This window comes from Pseudorhodobacter sp. MZDSW-24AT (genome assembly GCF_002794355.1).
In the GTDB taxonomy this organism is placed as follows: Bacteria; Pseudomonadota; Alphaproteobacteria; order Rhodobacterales; family Rhodobacteraceae; genus Pseudotabrizicola.
Genome location: NZ_PGOI01000008.1, coordinates 359506 through 377561, shown reverse-complemented (window position 1 = coordinate 377561; position 18056 = coordinate 359506). Strand labels below are relative to the sequence as shown.

Genomic DNA, 18056 nt, shown 5'->3' with positions numbered 1-18056 from the left:
TCTCCTCGGAGAGGCGCTCCGCGCGGGAGTATTTGGAAAAGGTGCAAGGCAGGCGCGGTCTTGTATTGCACCTTTTGAAAATACTCCGGGGGGGCCGAAGGCGGGGGGCAGCGCCCCCCTCTGTCGCTGCGGCCGCGTGCCGCGCGAGACGAAAGGCGGCCTTGGGCTTGACGGCGTTCGGGCGATGGGAAAAGCTGCCGGTCATGTTTCCCATCCGCGACCATAACCCGTCGGGGCGCAGGCCCTATGTCACCTGGCTGCTGATCGCGGCGAATGTGGGGATCTTTCTTCTGTTCAACCAGATGATGGACGAAATCACGCTGGCGCGGTTTTTCTATGTCTGGGGCTTCGTGCCGGCCTTTGTCTCCGAAGGCTTTGGGGTGCAGGGGGTTTTCAGCCACATGTTCCTGCATGGCGGCTGGATGCATCTTCTGGGCAATATGCTGTTTTTATTCATCTTCGGTGACAATCTCGAAGATGAGATGGGGCATTTTGGCTTTGCGCTGTTCTACCTCGCCGGAGGGCTGGCGGCGGTGGGGTTGCAATATGCCGTGGACCCATTGTCCCAGATCCCGATGGTGGGGGCCTCGGGGGCGATTGCCGGGGTGATGGGCGGTTATCTCTTGCTGTTTCCCAAGGCACGCGTCGATGTGCTGCTGATCATCGTGATCTTTTTCCGCATCTTTCCCATTCCGGCCTGGATCGTGCTGGGGGTCTGGTTCGGGCTGCAGCTGTTCAACGGCGCGGTGACGCCAACCGAGGACGGCGGCGTGGCCTATTGGGCGCATACGGGCGGTTTTGTGGCGGGGGTGCTGTTGACGCTGCCCTTGTGGCTGCGCCGGGGGGGCATCGGTTTCTGGAGCCGGACCCATGGCGCGCCGCCGCATCCCGAGGCGCGCTATGAGCTGACGCGCTCGCGCGTGCCGCAGGTGCCGCGGCGGCCCCGCTAGGGGCCTGCCGCGCGGGCGGGGTGGGTCAGCCGTCGTTGCGGATGATCTTGCGGAAGGGTTCGAACAGGCCTTCGTTGCCGGCGACGATGCTGCCATCTTCAAGCGGGTCCTGACCATCGCGGATGCCGCTGACCATGCCGCCTGCTTCTTTCACCAACAGGATGCCCGCTGCGACGTCCCAGGCGTTCAGCTCGCGTTCCCAATAGCCTTCATAGCGACCGGCGGCCACATAGGCGAGGTCGAGCGCCGCTGCGCCCCAGCGGCGCACGCCCGCGCAGGCGGGCATCAGGCGGGCCAGATCCTGCAAGGTGGCGGGCAGGGTTTTCTTGGCGCCAAAGGGCACGCCGGTGGCGAAGACCGCTTCCGACAGGCTGCGGCGGCCCGAGACGCGGACACGGCGGCTGTCGTTCAACCACGCGCCCGAGCCTTTCTCGGCCCAGAACATCTCGTCCTTAGCGGCATCATAGACCACCGCCGAGACGATCTCACCTTTGTGTTCCAGCGCGATCGACACCGCCCAATGCGGCATCCCGTGCAGGAAGTTGGTGGTGCCGTCGAGCGGGTCGACGATCCAGCGGCGGGTGGGGTCGGCCCCGGCGGCGGCGCCGGTTTCCTCGCCCAGCCAGCCATAGGTGGGGCGCGCGCCCATCAGGTCGTCGCGGATCATGCGTTCCGCTTCGCGGTCGGCCTTGCTGACGAAATCGCCGGGGCCCTTGGTGGAGACTTGCAGGTTTTCCACCTCGCGGAAGTCTTTCACCAGACTGCGGCCCGCGCGGCGCGCGGCCTTGATCATCAGGTTGAGGTTGGCGCTGCCTTGCATGGTGAGAACTCCGTTCCGCGTCAGCGCCCGCGTATAGGCCCGACCGGCGCACAAGGAAAGGGGGGATGGGGATTTCCTGTGGTTTCGGCGCGATTCGGGCGAGGAGCGGCTGTTGGCGGTCAGCCGCGTTGCAGTTTGACCGGCTCGGTCCGGCACAGGCGCAGGAAATGCGCCATGAAGGGTTTGGCGGCATCTTCCTCGCGGGTGGCGGCAAACAGGCGTTTGGTCACGGTTTCGGGGCCGAGCGGTCGGGTGACGTAATCGGCGTTGGACTTGATGTCGCGCAGCACCCAATCGGGCAGCACTGCCACGCCCCGGTTGGAGCCCACCAGCATCAGGATCACCGCGGTCAGTTCCACCGGGCGCTGGCCGCGCGGTTCGATCTTGGCGGGGGTCAGAAGCTCGGTAAACACATCCAGCTTGTCGCGGGCCACCGGATAGGTGATCAGCACCTGATCGCGGAAATCCTCGGCCGTGATCACCTCTTTGGCCGCCAGCGGGTTCTGCGCCGAGGCGAGGAACACCGGGTGGTAGTCAAAGAGCGGGTTGTAGGCGAGGCCCGGCAGCGGTTCGGGGTTGGAGGTGATCACCAGATCCACCTCTTCGCGCAACAGCGCGGGAAAGCTGTCGAAGGCCAAGCCTGCGCGGATGTCGACATCCACTTCGGGCCAGGATTGGCGGAAGAGTTCCAGCACCGGGAACAGCCAGTCAAAGCAGGCATGGCACTGAATGGCGATGTGCAGCCGCCCGGTCTTGCCCGCACGCAGCGCGCGGAATTCTTCTTCCATCTGCTCGATTTCCGGCAGGATGCGGTCGGCGGCGCGCAACATGCGGATTCCGGCGGCTGACAGGCGCATGGGTTTCGAGCGGCGCACGAACAGCTCCATCCCGGCCTGATCCTCCAGATTGGCGACCTGATGCGACAGCGCCGATTGCGTCATGTTCAGCAGATCGGCCGCGCGCGCAAGGCCGCCCGCCTGATGGATGGCCCGGATCGTGCGCAGGTGGCGAAGCTCGATATACATGAAGGGAACCACATGATGATGGTGAAGTTTATGAATTTGTCTCACATCGTCGAATCTGCGACAAGGGGGCATCACAAGGAGACGACCATGGCCACGCCGCGCATTTCGTTCGAGTTCTTCCCGCCCCAGACGCTGGATGCGTCGTTCCGTCTTTGGGAAACCGTGCAGGCCTTGGCCCCGATGCAGCCGGAATTCGTGTCGGTCACCTATGGCGCCGGTGGCACCACCCGTAAGCTGACGCATGAGGCGGTAACGGCGATCGGCAAGAATTACGGGCTCAATGTGGCGGCGCACCTCACCTGTGTCGACGCGACCCGCGCCGAGACGCTGGAGATCGCGGCGGCCTATGCCGAGGCGGGTGTGACCGAGATCGTCGCCCTGCGCGGCGATGCGCCCAAAGGGGCAGAGCGGTTCACCGCGCATCCCGAGGGCTTTGCGTCTTCGGTGGAGTTGATCGAGGCGCTGGCGGCGACGGGCAAGTTCACGCTGCGGGTGGGGGCCTATCCCGAGCCGCACCCCGATGCCGCGGATACGCTGGCCGATGTGCGCTGGCTCAAGCGCAAGATCGACGCGGGGGCATCCAGTGCGATCACGCAGTTCTTCTTTGATGCGGAGACGTTTTTCCGCTTCCGCGATCTGTGCGTGAAAGAAGGCATCACCGCGCCGATCATTCCGGGCATCCTGCCGATCACCAGCTGGGCGGGGGCCAAGAAATTCGCGCAGCGCTGCGGGTCGGCGGTTCCGGCGCGGTTGGACGAGGCCTTTACCACCGCCGCGCGCGACGGGCGGGAAGAGCTGTATGCCTTGGCCCATTGCACCCAGCTTTGCGACAATCTGCTGCAAGGCGGGGTGGAGGATCTGCACTTCTACACGCTGAACCGCCCGCATCTGACCCGTGAAGTGGTGCGCGCGCTGGGCATTCAGCCCGAGGTGGTTCTGGAGAAAGTCGCCTGAGATCAGGCCAACGACGTCTCCCTGAGGCCCTTGCCCTTTGTGGCTTGGGCCTTTTTTTTGGGGCACGCTCTTTTCGTCTGACGTCAGAGGTCTTACGGCTGGCATCGCCTGCGGGCGCAAATGCCGGTTTCCTGTTGCGCGCGCTGTAGATAGCATGGGGGCAGATGCAAAGAGGACAGTATGGCAAAGCCGATCTATATTCTGAATGGTCCCAACCTGAACCTGCTGGGCCTGCGCCAGCCCGAGATCTATGGGCGTGAGACGCTGGAGGATGTGGCCAATGCCTGTGGCGCGCTGGCCGAGGATCTGGGGCTGGGGATCCGGTTTCACCAATCGAATCATGAAGGCGTGCTGATCGACTGGATTCATGAGGCGCGCGGGCAAGGGGCGGGGATCATCATCAATCCCGGGGCCTTTACCCATACCTCGGTGGCGATTCTGGATGCGATGAACGCCTTTGAAGGCCCGGTGCTGGAGGTGCATATCTCGAATGTGCACAAGCGCGAGTCCTTTCGGCATCACTCTTATGTCTCGTTGCGCGCCGAAGGGGTGATCGCGGGCTTTGGCACCGAAGGCTATCTGCTGGCGCTGCGGCGGATGCGCAGTTTGGTTTCGTCCTGAACCCGGTCATGGGCGGTGCGCGGCGGATGCCTCCGGCGGGAGTATTTGGGAAAGCTGCAAGTCCTTGGTTTTCATGGCATGAGGCGGCGCGCCTGATCGGGCCGGACGGGGCGGAAGTGCGGCGGGAGGCCGCGTTTGCGCCTGTGGTGCCGGATCGTCCGGGCGGGCATGCGCTGGCGGCGGTGTTGGCCGGACAAGGCCGTGGCTTTCGGGTGGGCGGCGCGGGCGCGCTGGAGGCGGGCTTTGGCGCGTTTGAAACCCTGACGGGCGGTTCCTTGGGCGGCGCGCGGCGGGTGCGGCGCAGCCAGGCTTCGTGGTTGGCAAGCTTTGCCGTGAATGCGCGGCTGTTTGGCATCGGGCCGGGGGTGCGGGTGGCGGTGCCGGGGCGCTTGACGCAATCGCTCGCACTTTATGCGGCACTGGAAGGGCTGGCGCTCGGGGCCGAGGTGCATCTGCTCGACGGGGTGCGCCCGGACCGGATGGCGCAGGCCGTGGCGGCGCGCGGCATCGGCGTGATCTATGCCACGCCGGTGCATCTGGCGCAGATGCTGGCCAGCGGGGTGGTTTGGCCTTTGGTGCGGCTTGTCTTGGTGGGGGGCGCGAAGCTGGAGGCCGGGGTGCGCGCGGCCTTGCACGCGGCGGCGCCCAACGCCGACGTGCGGGAATTCTATGGGGCGGCGGAAGCGAGCTTTATCACGCTGGCAGGCCCCGAAGATGCCCCCGAGTCGGTGGGGCAGCCTTATCCGGGGGTCGAGGTGCAGATCCGGGACCCGGCTGGGCGCGAGGTGGCGTCGGGCGAGACGGGGGCGGTCTGGGTGCGCAGCCCCTATCTGTTCGAGGGCTATGCCGGAGAGGACGCGGGTTCGGCGCGCTGGGATAGGGGGTGGCTGAGCGTCGGAGAGATTGGCGCGCTGACGCCCGCCGGATTGGTTCTGCGCGGGCGCGCGGGGCGGATGGTCACCATCGCGGGGCAGAATGTGTTTCCCGAAGAGATCGAGCGCTTTGCCGCCACGCTGCCGGGGGTGGCGCGGGCGGCGGTGCTGGCCCGGCGCGATGCGCTGAGGGGGCATCTGCTGGTGGCGGTGCTGATGGGCGCGCCTGCGGCGGAGGCGGCGATTCTGGCGGCACTGCGCGCGCGTCTGGGGCCGCTTCTGGCGCCGCGCGGGGTGATCTGGCGCAGGGATTGGCCGGTGCTGGCCTCGGGCAAGACCGATCTTGCCGCGCTGCAAGCCGAGGTGGATGCATGGCGGTGATCCTGTCGGCGCGGCGGACAGCGGTGGTGCCCAAGGGGGGCGCCTTTGCGCGGCTGTCGCTGGAAGATCTGGCGGTGCCGGTGCTGCGAGCCTGTCTGGCGGATGCCGGGGTGGAGGCCGCGTCTGAGGTGATCTGCGCCAATGCCATCGGACCGGGCGGCAACCCGGCCCGGCGCCTTGCGCTGGCGGCGGGTTTGCCCGAGGCCGTGGCGGGGCTGACGATCGACCGGCAATGTGCGGGCGGGCTGGATGCGCTGCGGCTTGCGGCGGCGCTGGTGGACTCGGGGCAGGCGGATCTGGTGCTGGCGGGCGGGGTGGAGAGCTATTCGCGCCGCCCGCTGCGGCTGGCCACTGACCCCGATGGCGGGCCGCCCATCGCCTATGACGAGGCGCCCTTCACCCCGTGGCCCGCGCGCAACCCGCGCATGGCCGAGGCGGCGGCGGCGCTGGCGCAGGCCTGCGGCTATGGGCGCGCGGCACAAGAGGCTTGGGCAGTGGAAAGCCATGTCAAGGCGCTGGGTCAGGCGGACTGGCCCGAAATCGTGCCTCTGGCGGGCGTCGCGCGCGATGCCTTTGCACGGCGGCTGACGCCGGGGCTTTTGGCCCGCGCGCCTGCGGTGGCGGGCACGGTCACGCGGACCACGGCAGCGGTGGCGGCGGATGGGGCGGCGTTCTGTCTGGTCGCGGCGGATCGTTTTGCCCGCCCGGGGGCTTTACGCATCCTTGGCGGGCGCACGCTGGGCGCGGACCCGGAACAGCCGGGTCTTGCCCCCGTTCCGGCTGTGCAGGGCCTGCTGGCGGCGCTTGGCCTGACCGTCGATGACATCACGCAGGCCGAGGTGATGGAGGCCTATGCAGCACAGGCGATGGCTTGTGTGCAGAGGCTGGGGCTGCACCCGCCGTCGGTGAACATCGGCGGCGGGGCTTTGGCGCGCGGGCACCCGATTGGGGCTTCGGGGGCCATTCTGGCGGTGCGGCTGTTTCACAGCCTGCGCACAGGGGTGGGATTGGCCGCGATTGCCTCGGCCGGAGGCATCGGCACCGCGCTGGCGGTTCAGCGCGCGCGATGACTACTGCCTGGCGGCAAGCGCGGCCCCCGCCGCGCTCAGGCGCGCGCGAGCAAAGCGCCGGGCCGCGCGCGGGCGATGGCTTGCGTCACCAGTCCGGCCAGCGCCGCCTTGATCACATCGCCGGGCAGGAACCCAAGTCCCAGCAAGGCGGCTTCCGACAGCGTCTTGTCCAGCACGATGGCCATGCCGCTGATTCCGAAGACATAAAGCACTCCGATGCCGCCAATCACACCGCCCGAAGCCGCCGCCCAGAACGGCGGCAGCGTGGTGCGCTCCATGATCCAGCCCGCGACGAAGGCGGCGATGGGGAAGCCCACAAGGAAGCCCGCCGAAGGCCCGACAAACACGCCAAGTCCACCGCGCCCGCCTGACAGAAGCGGCAAGCCAAGCGCCACGAGAAGCAGGAACAAAAGCACCGCCAGCGCCCCGCGCTTGGCGCCCAGCACGGTGCCGCACAGCATGATGCCCAGCGATTGCGCCGTGATCGGCACACCGGCGGCCAGATCGACGCGCGGGACAAGGCCCAGAACGGCGATCAGCGCGGCAAACAGGGCGATATGGGTCAGGTTGCGTTCCATCTGGTCCTCGGGTTGGATGCGAAAAAGCGGGCTGTCCCGGTCACGCGCCGGGCCACCGCAAAGCTGGTGGGGCTTCCTAGCCTGCGCCACCGCGCGCGCGCAAGGCTTCCGCGACGGTCTCGGCATCATCCAAGGCCGCCAGCGCCACCGGGCCGAACAAGCGCCAGCGCGGCGGGCGCCCGGATCGGGCGCGCCACGCCTGCGCCAATTGTTCGGCGCGTCCTGACAGCACCGGGATGAAACGGATCACCAGCGCGATGGCAAGCGCCAGACGGCGCGGCGGCAGCACCGGTGCCAGCGGGCGGGCCAAGCCTTCCAGCACGGTGATCATGTCGGACAGCCGCGTGGTCATGGTGACAAGATTGGCGGCGGCCACGGCCGTGACCATGCGCAGCACCACGACCGCGCCCATGGCCAGATCCTCCAGCCACAGATGCCAGAGCGCGACCACCGCGACAAAAGGCCAAAGCGGGCGCAGCATCTGAAGCCCGTGGCGGGCAAATCGCAAGCCCCCTGCGCCAAGGTAAAGCCCTGCCACCAAGATCAGTCCAAGCCCGAGCACAAGGGCAGAGTGAGTCCAGAACAACGCGAAGGTGAACAGCGCCAAGGCGCCCAGTTTTCCGCCCGCGCGCAAACGGTGCAAAGGCGTTTCAACCGGCGAGGTCAGCGTCAGCATCCAGCCCTCCCAGTCGCTGCATCTCGGCTTCAAAGCGGGGCAGCACCGCCTCGGGCGGGCCATCTGCGGCGACGCGGCCGTGTTCGAGCCAGATCACCCGGTCACAGCCCGCCAGACTGCCGGGATCATGGGTGATGGTGATCAGCCGCTGCGGAAGCGCGGCCAACGCCCGCGTCAGTCGGGCCTGCGTGGGAAGATCCAAGCCGGCGAAGGGTTCGTCCAGCAAAATGCTGCGCGGCTGCATCAGAAGAACCGCTTGCAGGCACAGCCAATGGCGCTGGCCTTGTGACAGCGTGGCGGTCGAGACGCCTTGCCAATGGCTGCGGCCATGGCGGGCCAGCAAGGCCATCACCTGCGCCTGCGCCTCGGCTTTCGGCAGGCCCATCTGCTCAAGACCAAAGCGCAGTTCCTCTTCCACGGTGGGAAACAGGATCTGGTGATCGGGGTTCTGAAACAGGATGCCCAAATGCGACAGCATCTCGCGTCGCGCACGAAAGGGATCGACGCCCTCCACCTGAACGCGGCCCGTGCTGGGGGCGATCAGCCCGGCCAACAGCCGCAAGAGCGTGGACTTGCCCGAGCCATTGCGCCCGATGATGCCGATTCGCTGCTCTTGCAGATGCAAGGTCAGGTCGTGCAGCACCGCCTTGCCCGCCAGCGAAACGCAGGCGCCTGTCAGAACAAGGCCGGGCGGGGCAGCGGATGGGATTTGGGTCATGCGAGGCGGCCTTGGGTGGCGATGCGTGCCCCGGTCTTATCGGGTGAGGCGCGGCGTGAAAAGGCCGCTGGCAGGTGCGCAAAGCGGGACGCACGTCGAGCGCCCCATGCAAAAGGCGGGCCCGGTTGCCCGGACCCGCCTTTGCTGTGCCTTGCGGCAGATCAGCAGGCCGCGATGAAGCGGTTGCCGTTCTGGTCGCGGTAGTAGCACTGGCCGCGCTGCTGTGCGGGGCCGATCAGGGTCGAGGCCGCAACGCCTGCGGCTGCACCGATCAGTGCGCCGGTGGTGCGGTCGCTGCCCGAAGAGACGGCCGCGCCGACAGCCGCACCGCCCAAAGCGCCCAGAGCGGCGTTCTGGTCAGAGGTTTGGCAAGCGGCCAAGGACAGGGCGACAGCGGAGAGAAGGGCGAATTTTTTCATGGAGAGGCCTCGTTGAATTGGCAAACTAGTGTTCCTATGCATCCATAACGCGGCAAAGGAGCGAAAGGTTCCAGTCATCAAAATGTGACTCGTTGATTTTCGGCGCCCTTTCGCCATCGCGCCTGCGCGGGGGCGCGCAAATGCGAACAGGCCCGGAAGCCGGGCCTGTGACGGACGCGGGGCAGGGGGCGCGCCGGATCAAAGCGGCGTCACCAAGATCAGGTCCAGCTCAAGCATAAGCCGTTCCAGCGCTGGCAGCATTTCGCTGTGGGCTGCGGTTGCAAGGGCCGCCGGTGGCATGCGTTCGATCCGCAGACACAGACCCTCCACCTCTTGCGCCTGATCGCCCAAGGCGGCAAAGCCAAAGCTGGCGGCGGTTCCCGCGATTTTATGGGCCATTCGCCCGATGTCTTGCACGGCTTCAAAAGCATCGCCCCCCGACAGCAGGGAAAAGCGTGCGACATCCAGTTCGATCTGACGGCCTGCCGTCATGTCAAGAAATTGCGGCAGGATGGACTCGGCCCAAGAATTGACCTCGCCCAGAACGCCGGTCATCACAAGTCGCGTGTCATGCTGCATTTTTACCCTGCCAAATACTGCATCTGGTAACCCGATTGTCCGCGCACGGCGGCGCGGGCGCGGCCAAGCATCGTTTTCACTGCCGAGGTGGAGAACAGGCCGGAATGCACGGTCGCGCCGATCCGCACCTGCAACATCGGCAGGCCCAGACTTTCATAGACGGCATCATAGACCATCAGCTCGGACGCCAGCTCGTTCTCCAGCTCCAGCATATCGACAGGTTCGGTCCGGTTGAGCACGGCCACGAATTCGCCGCTGCCCGCATAGGCCAGCAGAAAGGTCTGCCGCTTCAGGCAGGCCGCGATGGCCGACCCGACATCGGCCATGCAATCCAGAAAGGCCACACGATCCAGCCGCTTGAACAGCGAGCCGCTGCCCACCACTTGAAAGGCAAGGGCAGTATGCGCATGCAGCTTGAGCCGGCTGAGCGTGAGCAGGTGGTTTTCCAGCGCCAGATATTCGATCAAGGATCCGCACTTCGGCAAGGCAACCGCGTCTTCGAACGCAAAGCCAAAGCTTTGCATGTCGTCCATCGACTCCATAGCAAACTGAAGCGAGCGCAGATGCGCCTGTTCCTTCACCAAGCGGTCCAGCATGCCCAGACGCGCTTGCAATTCGATCCGGTTGATCGGTTTGGTCAGGTAATCGGTCGCGCCATAGGCGAAGGCCTGATCCACATATTCGCGCCCGTTCATGGTGGTGATCATCATGATCGGCGTATCGCGGCGGTGGGGCATGTCGCGGATCAGCCGACAGGCTTCGATTCCGCTGGTTCCGGGCATCTGAATGTCGAGCAGGATGGCGTCGAAGTGTTCTTGCGGGTCGGCAAGCCAAGCCAAGGCCTCGTCTGCGGACATCACGCAAACCGGGGCTTGGTAGCCAAGATGGGTCATCGTCTTCGTCAGAACAAAGTGAAACGCCGGATCATCATCGACCGCCAAATACCTCATGCTCGAAGACATCTTCACCACCCGCAGTTGCTTCGCACAACCTAAGCTGGCATTTACGGCATAAATACGGCGTTAACTGTGAATCTTTTCGGCACCCAGATTGGGCTGCCGGTTCAGCAGACGCAGAACCGTAGAACGGAAGACATCGGCCGGGATCGGCTTGGGGATGACCGCATCGGCGTGATCATTCTGGCCCGGGTCAAGGGTGGCATGGGTCACCTCCGCCGTGAACTGGATGATCGGGGTTTGTGTGTTGGGGGTGCGCGCGGCCTTGAGATGCCGGATCACCCGGTCCCCGGTGATCAGCGGCATCTGACGGTCAAAGATCATCAGATCGAACGGGCGCGAAATGGCCGCTTCCAGCGCCATCTTGCCATCGGACGCCACCACCAGGTCAATAAAAGGAAAGTCCGCCAGAAGATGACGGACAACCTGCTGATTGATTTCATCGTCTTCGGCCAGCAGAACTACTGCTGGCGAAGTGTCAACAACCCGGGTCATTACTGAGCCCCCCTCGGACACACACTGCAACTAACTTGATGGTCAACGCGTAATGGACATAATTCATGCGCTCTTATCCCATCAGATTGTGGCTGCACCAAGGATTAAAATGGGCTCTTGCCGCCCCATTACCCGGTATCCGGAATGCGCCGTTAACGTTCACAATTTTGGGTTGTGAAATGCGCGCAAGGATTGTGTCATTTCCGCAGAAGAAGCGTTGAGATTGCATGCAGCAATTCGGCTTGGCGGAAGGGTTTGGGAACATGCGAATCAAAGCCCGCCATGATGTATTCCGACACCTGATGCGACATCGCATTGGCCGTCACCGCGATGGCCGGTGCCTGTGCGCCGCGCTGGGTGTGCTTGCGGATCGCGTTCAGTGCCCCGATGCCATCCAGCACCGGCATGGCGATGTCGAGGATGAGCATGTCGAAGGGCTTCCCGGCCTCTGCCCGCTGCCGCCAAAGGTCGACCGCCTCCGAGCCGTTGATGGCCAGCACAATCTCGGCCCCGGTGTCCTTGAGCATCTCGCTGATGACGATGCGGTTGGTTGGGGAATCGTCGGCGATCAGCAGCGACACCCCGCGCAGCGATTTCAGCACGGTCTGCTCGCTGCGCGCGGGTTCGGGTGCTGCCGGTTCGGTGGTCTCGTCCAAGGGCAGGGTGATCCGCACCCGGGTGCCTTGGCCCAGCTTGCTCGACACCGTGACGGTGCCGCCCATCAGTTCGACCAGATTGCGCACGATGGGCATGCCCAGACCCGTGCCCCCAAAGCGGCGCGTGGTGCCGCCTTCGGCCTGTTCGAAATTGTCGAACACACGGTCCACCTGTTCGGGCGACATGCCGATGCCGGTGTCGCTCACCTCGATGGTCAGGGGCTTGCCGTCGCGCGCCGACATCACCAGCGACACAGAGCCGCTTTCGGTGAACTTGATCGCATTGCTCAGCAGGTTGTTCAGGATTTGCTGGATGCGGAAGGAATCCCCCAGCCGCAGCTTTTCCGCGCCTGGATTGGTCAGAACCTCGAAGTCCAGACCCTTTTCTTCGGCCCGCAGCCCATGCAGCGGCTCGATCTGCCGCGCGACCTCGGCGGGCACGAAAGGGATCCGCTCAATGATCATCTTGCCAGCTTCGATCTTGGACATATCCAGGACTTCGTTGATGACGTTGAGCAACAACTCCCCAGACCGGCGAATGGTTCCAATCATTTCTTTGCGACGCGGATCGTCGATCAGCCCGTCCAGCAATTCCGCCATCCCCAGCACGCCGTTGAGGGGCGTGCGGATTTCGTGGCTCATATTGGCAAGGAAGGTCGATTTCGACTGGCTGGCGGTCTTGGCCTCGACAAGCGCCTGCTCCAGCCGGGCGGCCTTGGCGAGATCTTCGGTGATGTCGACAAAGGTGGCGATGATGCGCCGCTCGGGGTTTGACGGATCTATGCCCTGATGCGGCACCGCATTGACCGAAAGCACGCGCCGGGTGCCATCCTCAAGCTCGATCGCAAGCCGCACATCGCGCACGATGCGGTCTTCTGCAAGCGCTCGGGCCACCGGCAGCGCTTCCACCGGCATCGGGCTGCCATCGGCATGGGTGATGCGCCAGATCGCATCCTTGAAGTCCATCCCTTCCATCACGGCCCGTGGACGGCCCAGGATGCGCTCTGCCTCGGCGTTGGCATAGGTGATGAACCCGGCGCTGTCGATCACGACGATGGCGGAAATCGACGCATCCATCACCTCGGCCAAGAAGGCCTGATTGCTGAGCACAAGGTCTTCCAGCTTCTTGCGTTCGGTGATGTCCAGATGGATGCCCACCACTGCCTTGTGCTTGCGGTCGGCCGAGCGTTCGGTGACGGCCGAACGGGACAGGATCCATGCCCAGCTGCCATCCTTGCGCCGCATCCGCAGCTGATGCTCGCGCACCGGTTCGCGCCCGTCGGGAAGGGGGGCGAAATCGTCCATCTCGGTCATGTCGAGCCGGGACATGTCGTCGGGATGAACCAGATTGCGGAAGGTATCGTTGGTGGGGTCGCCCAGTTCTTCGGGCGTGTAGCCCAGCATCTGCGCATAGCGCCCGCCGATCTGGAGCGCGCCCGTGTCCACCCGCCAATGCCATGTGCCGACATCGGCGCTTTCGATGACCTGCGCAAGGGAATCGCGCGCTTCGGCCAGCGACCGATGCGCCTCGTCCAAGGCGCGCAGCTGGCGGTGACGTTCGGTGGTGTCGATGCGCACCGCGATGCGCCCGCCATCGGGCGTGCGCAGGTCCACCCGGCGGATCCAGCGATCGCCTGCGCGCTGAACCTCGTCGGTGTTGGGGTTGCGATAGCGTTCCAGTTGTTCGCGCAGCCAGTCTTCCTCGCGCCCGAAGGCTTCGGGAAAGGCCTTTTTTGCCAGACCGATGCGCAGCAAATCCTCCTGCGCGGCCCCCGGCACCATGTCCTTGGCCGCTTCGGAATACATGCGCTTGTAGGCGGAATTGGCAAAGACCAGCCGTTCGTTCGAATCCCAGATCAGCACCCCGTCGGGCAGGGTTTCGATGGCATTGTAAAGTTGCGCGCGCGTCCGGTCGGCCTCATCGGCCAGTTGCGCCATCTGGGCTTCGCTTTCCTTTTGCGCGGTGACATCGGTTTCGATCGAGACATAACCGTTCACTTTGCCTTCCCGGTCATGCAGGGGCAGGATGTTGAAATCGATCCAATATCCCACGCCATTCCGATCAAAATTGATGGTAGAGCCGTGATAGGGCTGTGCCAGTTTGATGGCGCGTGTCACCTCGGCCGCGTTTCGCGGTTCGCTGTATTTGCCGCGCACCACATCGGCCAGTTTGCGCCCGATCACTTCGGGCAGGGTCCAGCCGGTGCGGGTTTCCCACGCCCGGTTGACCCATGTGATGGTCTGATCGGTGTCGACCAGCGCCACCAGATTCGACATGTTCTCGACCACCCGCCCCAGCCGCCCCAGATCTTCCGAGATCTGCATGTCGCGCGTCACGTCATGCACGACAAAGATCACCGTGCTGGGGTCTTCTTTCGATCGGCCCAGCTTGCGCGCGGCTGTGGCCTCGAACCAGCGCAGGCCAAGCGGGGTCATCAGTTTGAAGCGGTTGGAGGCGCTGCGGCCCGTCTTGAGCGCTTCGTTCAGGCTTTTCCGGCTGCGGGCGGCCACATCGGGCGGAAGCGCTTCTTCCAGCGTCTTGCCCGGCAAGGTTTCGCGCGCGTCGCCCAGTATGTCAGAAGGGCCCGCCATGAAATCAGTGTAGCGGCCATCTTCCGTCAGCTCAAACACCAGATCCGGCAGCACCCCAAGGATGGCTTGCAAACGCTGATGTGCCGCAATGGCATTGTGTTCCTTGACCGAAGGATCGGCGCGTTCGGAACTGATCCCGGTAAAGCCCAGAAAGCGGCCATCTTTGTCGCGGCGCGGGGTCGCGCTGCTGCGCAGCCAGCGTTTGCTGCCATCCGCCAGCGTGACCGCGTGCACGAGGCTGCGAAAGGGTGTTTTCTGCGGGAGCCGCGCGCGGATCTCCGACCAGTCGGTGCCCGCCCAGTCGGCCTGCCGCAGCACGCTCTCGGGAAAACCGGGCCCGCCTTCACCGTCCTTGGGCGAGGTCAGATAGGTCACATTGCCCTGCGCATCCATATCCCAGACCCAGACCCCGACCAGCCCGGCAAGCTCGGTCAGCCGGTCCGAATTGCGGCGGGACAACACGGCCTCCACCGTGATCCGCAGCACAGCGCGCAACCCGTCCAGCGCGCGCTGCACCTCGGGCGGCACCCTGTCTGAACGCAGCGTCAAAAGCAGGTGGGCCGGCAGGCCCGCGATCAGGCCAAGGCTGATGCGGAACTGGCCGGGGGCAGGGCCGTCGGGTGGTGGGGCCGCGCCCGCAAACAGCGCGCACAAAGGCTCCAGCTCTGACTCGGGCCATGCCATGCGCAGAAAGGCGCTGGCATCCGGCGCGCCAATCAGCAGCAGGGCGGATTGCGCGCCGCATTCGCGCAGTGTCCATGCCATCACCTCGTCCAACCGGTCGCGATCGGACGTTTCTTCAAGCGATTGAAGCAGGTCTGTGGTGAACGAAGTCACTGTCGTCATTCTTCCAGAAGCCGGTTCGTCAGGTGTCTTGCCCAGAGCTTACAACTCATTCGCGAACACTTGCCACAGCTTCCGCAGAAGGCGAGCCATATTCTGGTCATGCAGCCCGCAACTGTGCTCAAACTGCCAGCCCGCCCCTTGCCGCCGGGAGACGGCGGCAGGGGACGGTGGCCGTGTTTAGCCTTGGGCTCAGCCTTGGCGCGCGGCCGCGACCGAGGCTTCCAGAATGTCCAGACCTTCGGCGAAATGCGCGTCGGGAATGGTGATGGGGGCAAGGAAGCGCACCACATTGCCATAAACCCCGCAGGTGAGCAGGATCAGCCCGCGCTTTTGCGCCTCCATCCGCACGCGGGCGGTGAAGCCTGCGTCGGGCTCTTGCGTGCCGGGGTTGGCAAATTCCACCGCCACCATGAAGCCGGGGCCCCGGATGTCGATGATCTCGGGGGTGGTGGCGCGGATCGCCTCCAGCCGCTGCTTCAACCGGCTGCCCAACTCATTGGCCCGGGCGCACAGGTCTTCGTCCTCGATCACATCCAGCACCGCATGGGCGGCGGCAATCCCCAAGGGGTTGCCGGCATAGGTGCCGCCCAAGCCGCCGGGATTGGCGGCATCCATCAGCTCGGCCCGGCCTGTCACCGCCGCCAGCGGCAGGCCGCCCGCAAGGCCCTTGGCCATGGTCGTCAGATCCGCCGCCACGCCATAAGCTTCCATCGCGAACAGATGCCCGGTGCGGGCAAAGCCGGTTTGCACCTCATCGGCGATCATCACGATGCCATGCTTGTCGCACAGCGCGCGGATGCCTTTGACCAGATCGGCGGGGGCAGGGTAGAAGCCGCCTTCGCCTTGCACGGGTTCAAACACAATCGCCGCCACCCGCGCCGGGTCCAGATCGGATTTGAACAGCTTTTCAATCCCCGCCATCGCATCCTTGGTGGAAATGCCATGCGGCGCCATCGGGAAGGGAACGTGGAACACATCCGGCATCATCGCGCCAAAGCCCTTTTTATAGGGTTCGACCTTGCCGGTCAGCGACATGCCCATGAAGGTGCGCCCGTGAAAGCCGCCGCCAAAGGCGATCACCGCATTGCGCCCGGTGGCGATGCGCGCGATCTTGACCGCATTCTCGCAGGCCTCGGCCCCTGTGGTGACGAAAATGGTTTTCTTGGCGAAATCGCCCGGCACCTTGTCGTTCAGCCGCTCGGCCAGACGGATGTAGTTTTCATAAGGCATCACCTGATGGCAGGTGTGGGTAAAGCGGCCCAGCTGTTCGGTCACCGCCGCCATCACGCGCGGATGGCAATGCCCGGTGTTGACCACGGCAATCCCTGCGGCAAAGTCGATGTAGCGGTTGCCCTCGATGTCCCAGACCTCGGCATTCAGGGCGCGGTCGGCGTAGATCTGGGTCATCATCCCCACCCCGCGCGAGATGGCATCATCGCGGCGGCGGGCAACTTCGGCGTTCAACATGGCTTGGCACTCCCTTTGGCCCGACATGGGCCGTTGCCCAACATTTGATCAAACTTTCGCGCGCGCGTCCATCACCTTCCCGACCCTGCAAGGGCCGTTTTCGCCATGCGGCCGGACCGCAGCCGCCTGCTTTGGAAACGGGCGCGAAAAAACCGCAGCGGGCCTTGCGGGATTCATCCGCCGTTAACCTTGCCCGGTGCAGTCTGGCCCTGCGAATGAGGCGAGGCGGCCATGGGACAGACATCCAAACCCACACCCCACCCCACACCCCTGGACGATGACCCGGTGGATTGTCTTCGTCTCATTCGTTCCCGCAAGGTGGGGCCGGTCACCTTCCACCGTTTGCTGGCCGAACATGGCTCGGTCCGCGCCGCGCTGGCCGCCTTGCCCGCCGTGGCGCGCGCCGCCGGTGTTGACGATTACACGCCCTGCCCGCCCGAGGTGGCCCGCCACGAACTGGGCCAAGGTCGCGCCTTTGGCGCGCAGCTCATTGTCTGGGGCAGCGCCGCCTATCCTCTTGCGCTGTGCGATTTGCCCGACGCCCCGGCGGTGCTGTGGGTCAAGGGCGATGCGGCGCTGTTGCAGCGCCCGCTGATCGCCATGGTGGGCGCGCGCAATGCCTCATCGCTTGGGCTGCGCATGGCGCGGCGGCTGGCCGAAGGCGTGGCGCAGGCCGGCTATGCCAGCCTGTCGGGCCTCGCGCGTGGCATCGACACCGCGGTGCATGAGGCGACGCTGTCCAGCGGCACTGTGGCGGTGCAGGCGGGCGGCGTGGATGTGCCCTATCCCGAAGAAAACACCCGGCTGATGGCACAGATCGCCGAACAGGGCTGTCTGGTGTCGGAACAACCCATGGGTCTGCACCCTCAGGCACGCCATTTTCCACAACGCAACCGCATCGTCTCGGGCCTTGCCCGCGCCGTGGTGGTGGTCGAGGCGGCGGCACGTTCGGGCTCGCTCATCACCGCGAAAACCGCGCTGGATCAGGGGAGGGAGGTGCTGGTGGTGCCGGGCCATCCCTTCGATGCGCGCGCGGCGGGCTGCAACCTGCTTTTGCGCGACGGGGCCACGCTGATCCGCGGGCCAGCCGATGTGCTGGAAAGCCTGGGCGCGCAGGTGCTGCCCTTCCGCGCAGAAACCGTGCCCGAGGCGCCGCCCCTGCCGGGGCCGGTTCCCGCCCGTCGCCCGCTTTCGGACATGGCGGCGGTGCACAGCCAGATCCTGTCACGCCTTGGCCCCAGCCCTTTGGCCGAGGATCAGTTGATCCGCGATCTGTCGATGCCCCCCGCGACGGTGGCGCAGCACCTTCTGACGCTGGAGCTGGAGGGGCGGGTCCACCGCGCGCCCGGCGGCTTGCTCAGCCGGGTGGAATAACCGCGCC

17 protein-coding genes are annotated in these 18056 nt (G+C 65.3%); 6 read left to right on the top strand and 11 right to left on the bottom strand.

The features are described from left to right. The first annotated feature begins 203 nt into the window (after positions 1-203). The gene (locus CUR21_RS11450) at positions 204-950 is read left to right on the top strand and encodes a rhomboid family intramembrane serine protease (RefSeq protein WP_100197515.1); all 747 of its coding nucleotides are present in this window, start codon (positions 204-206) and stop codon (positions 948-950) included. Between the two features lie 25 nt (positions 951-975). Here CUR21_RS11450 and CUR21_RS11445 read toward each other — a convergent pair whose 3' ends face one another. Together CUR21_RS11445 and CUR21_RS11440 are read right to left on the bottom strand one after the other, a co-directional pair. Beyond that, a complete protein-coding gene (locus tag CUR21_RS11445; RefSeq protein ID WP_100197157.1) occupies positions 976-1770 on the bottom strand; it encodes an inositol monophosphatase family protein in 795 nt (264 codons plus the stop codon). Between the two features lie 119 nt (positions 1771-1889). Beyond that, positions 1890-2795 (bottom strand): LysR family transcriptional regulator, encoded by a 906-nt coding sequence (locus CUR21_RS11440; RefSeq protein WP_100197156.1) that lies wholly within the window; start codon positions 2793-2795, stop codon positions 1890-1892. Between the two features lie 87 nt (positions 2796-2882). Here CUR21_RS11440 and metF point away from each other — a divergent pair, with 87 nt between their 5' ends. From metF to CUR21_RS11420, 4 genes are all read left to right on the top strand, one after another. After that, positions 2883-3749: a methylenetetrahydrofolate reductase [NAD(P)H] gene (metF, locus tag CUR21_RS11435; protein WP_100197514.1), complete on the top strand. Its 867-nt coding sequence runs from the start codon at positions 2883-2885 to the stop codon at positions 3747-3749. 180 nt (positions 3750-3929) lie between these two features. Next, complete coding sequence (gene aroQ / locus CUR21_RS11430) at positions 3930-4370, top strand: type II 3-dehydroquinate dehydratase (protein ID WP_100197155.1); 441 nt, start codon at positions 3930-3932, stop codon at positions 4368-4370. A gap of 116 nt (positions 4371-4486) precedes the next feature. Then, the gene (locus CUR21_RS11425) at positions 4487-5623 is read left to right on the top strand and encodes an AMP-binding protein (protein ID WP_198431683.1); all 1137 of its coding nucleotides are present in this window, start codon (positions 4487-4489) and stop codon (positions 5621-5623) included. Continuing rightward, positions 5614-6693, top strand: a complete 1080-nt coding sequence (locus tag CUR21_RS11420; protein ID WP_100197153.1) for a thiolase family protein — start codon at positions 5614-5616, stop codon at positions 6691-6693. The genes CUR21_RS11425 and CUR21_RS11420 overlap by 10 nt, the downstream gene beginning before the upstream one ends. 35 nt (positions 6694-6728) lie before the next feature. Here the strand turns inward: CUR21_RS11420 and CUR21_RS11415 are convergent, their stop codons facing one another. From CUR21_RS11415 to CUR21_RS11375, 9 genes are all read right to left on the bottom strand, one after another. Then, positions 6729-7271 carry a biotin transporter BioY gene (locus CUR21_RS11415; protein ID WP_100197152.1) on the bottom strand — a complete coding sequence of 181 codons (543 nt, stop codon included), beginning with the start codon at positions 7269-7271 and terminating at the stop codon, positions 6729-6731. A 76-nt stretch (positions 7272-7347) separates the two neighbouring features. Then, positions 7348-7947, bottom strand: coding sequence for an energy-coupling factor transporter transmembrane protein EcfT (locus tag CUR21_RS11410; RefSeq protein WP_100197151.1), 600 nt, complete (start codon positions 7945-7947; stop codon positions 7348-7350). Further along, complete coding sequence (locus CUR21_RS11405) at positions 7922-8665, bottom strand: energy-coupling factor ABC transporter ATP-binding protein (protein ID WP_100197150.1); 744 nt, start codon at positions 8663-8665, stop codon at positions 7922-7924. The genes CUR21_RS11410 and CUR21_RS11405 overlap by 26 nt, the downstream gene beginning before the upstream one ends. A gap of 161 nt (positions 8666-8826) precedes the next feature. After that, positions 8827-9084 (bottom strand): glycine zipper 2TM domain-containing protein, encoded by a 258-nt coding sequence (locus CUR21_RS11400; protein ID WP_100197149.1) that lies wholly within the window; start codon positions 9082-9084, stop codon positions 8827-8829. A gap of 198 nt (positions 9085-9282) precedes the next feature. Continuing rightward, positions 9283-9663, bottom strand: a complete 381-nt coding sequence (locus CUR21_RS11395; RefSeq protein ID WP_100197148.1) for an Hpt domain-containing protein — start codon at positions 9661-9663, stop codon at positions 9283-9285. 2 nt (positions 9664-9665) lie between these two features. Beyond that, a complete protein-coding gene (locus tag CUR21_RS11390; protein ID WP_157791998.1) occupies positions 9666-10613 on the bottom strand; it encodes a two-component system response regulator in 948 nt (315 codons plus the stop codon). A gap of 72 nt (positions 10614-10685) precedes the next feature. After that, positions 10686-11114 (bottom strand): response regulator, encoded by a 429-nt coding sequence (locus CUR21_RS11385; RefSeq protein WP_100197146.1) that lies wholly within the window; start codon positions 11112-11114, stop codon positions 10686-10688. Positions 11115-11311: 197 nt separating this feature from the next. After that, positions 11312-15208, bottom strand: coding sequence for a PAS domain S-box protein (locus CUR21_RS11380; RefSeq protein WP_100197145.1), 3897 nt, complete (start codon positions 15206-15208; stop codon positions 11312-11314). A gap of 189 nt (positions 15209-15397) precedes the next feature. Then, on the bottom strand, positions 15398-16675 hold the full coding sequence (locus CUR21_RS11375; protein WP_100197144.1) for a 4-aminobutyrate--2-oxoglutarate transaminase: 1278 nt from the start codon (positions 16673-16675) through the stop codon (positions 15398-15400). Between the two features lie 231 nt (positions 16676-16906). Here CUR21_RS11375 and dprA point away from each other — a divergent pair, with 231 nt between their 5' ends. Next, entirely contained in the window at positions 16907-18049 is a 1143-nt protein-coding gene (gene dprA, locus CUR21_RS11370) for a DNA-processing protein DprA (protein ID WP_100197143.1), read from the top strand. Positions 18050-18056: the final 7 nt, after the last annotated feature.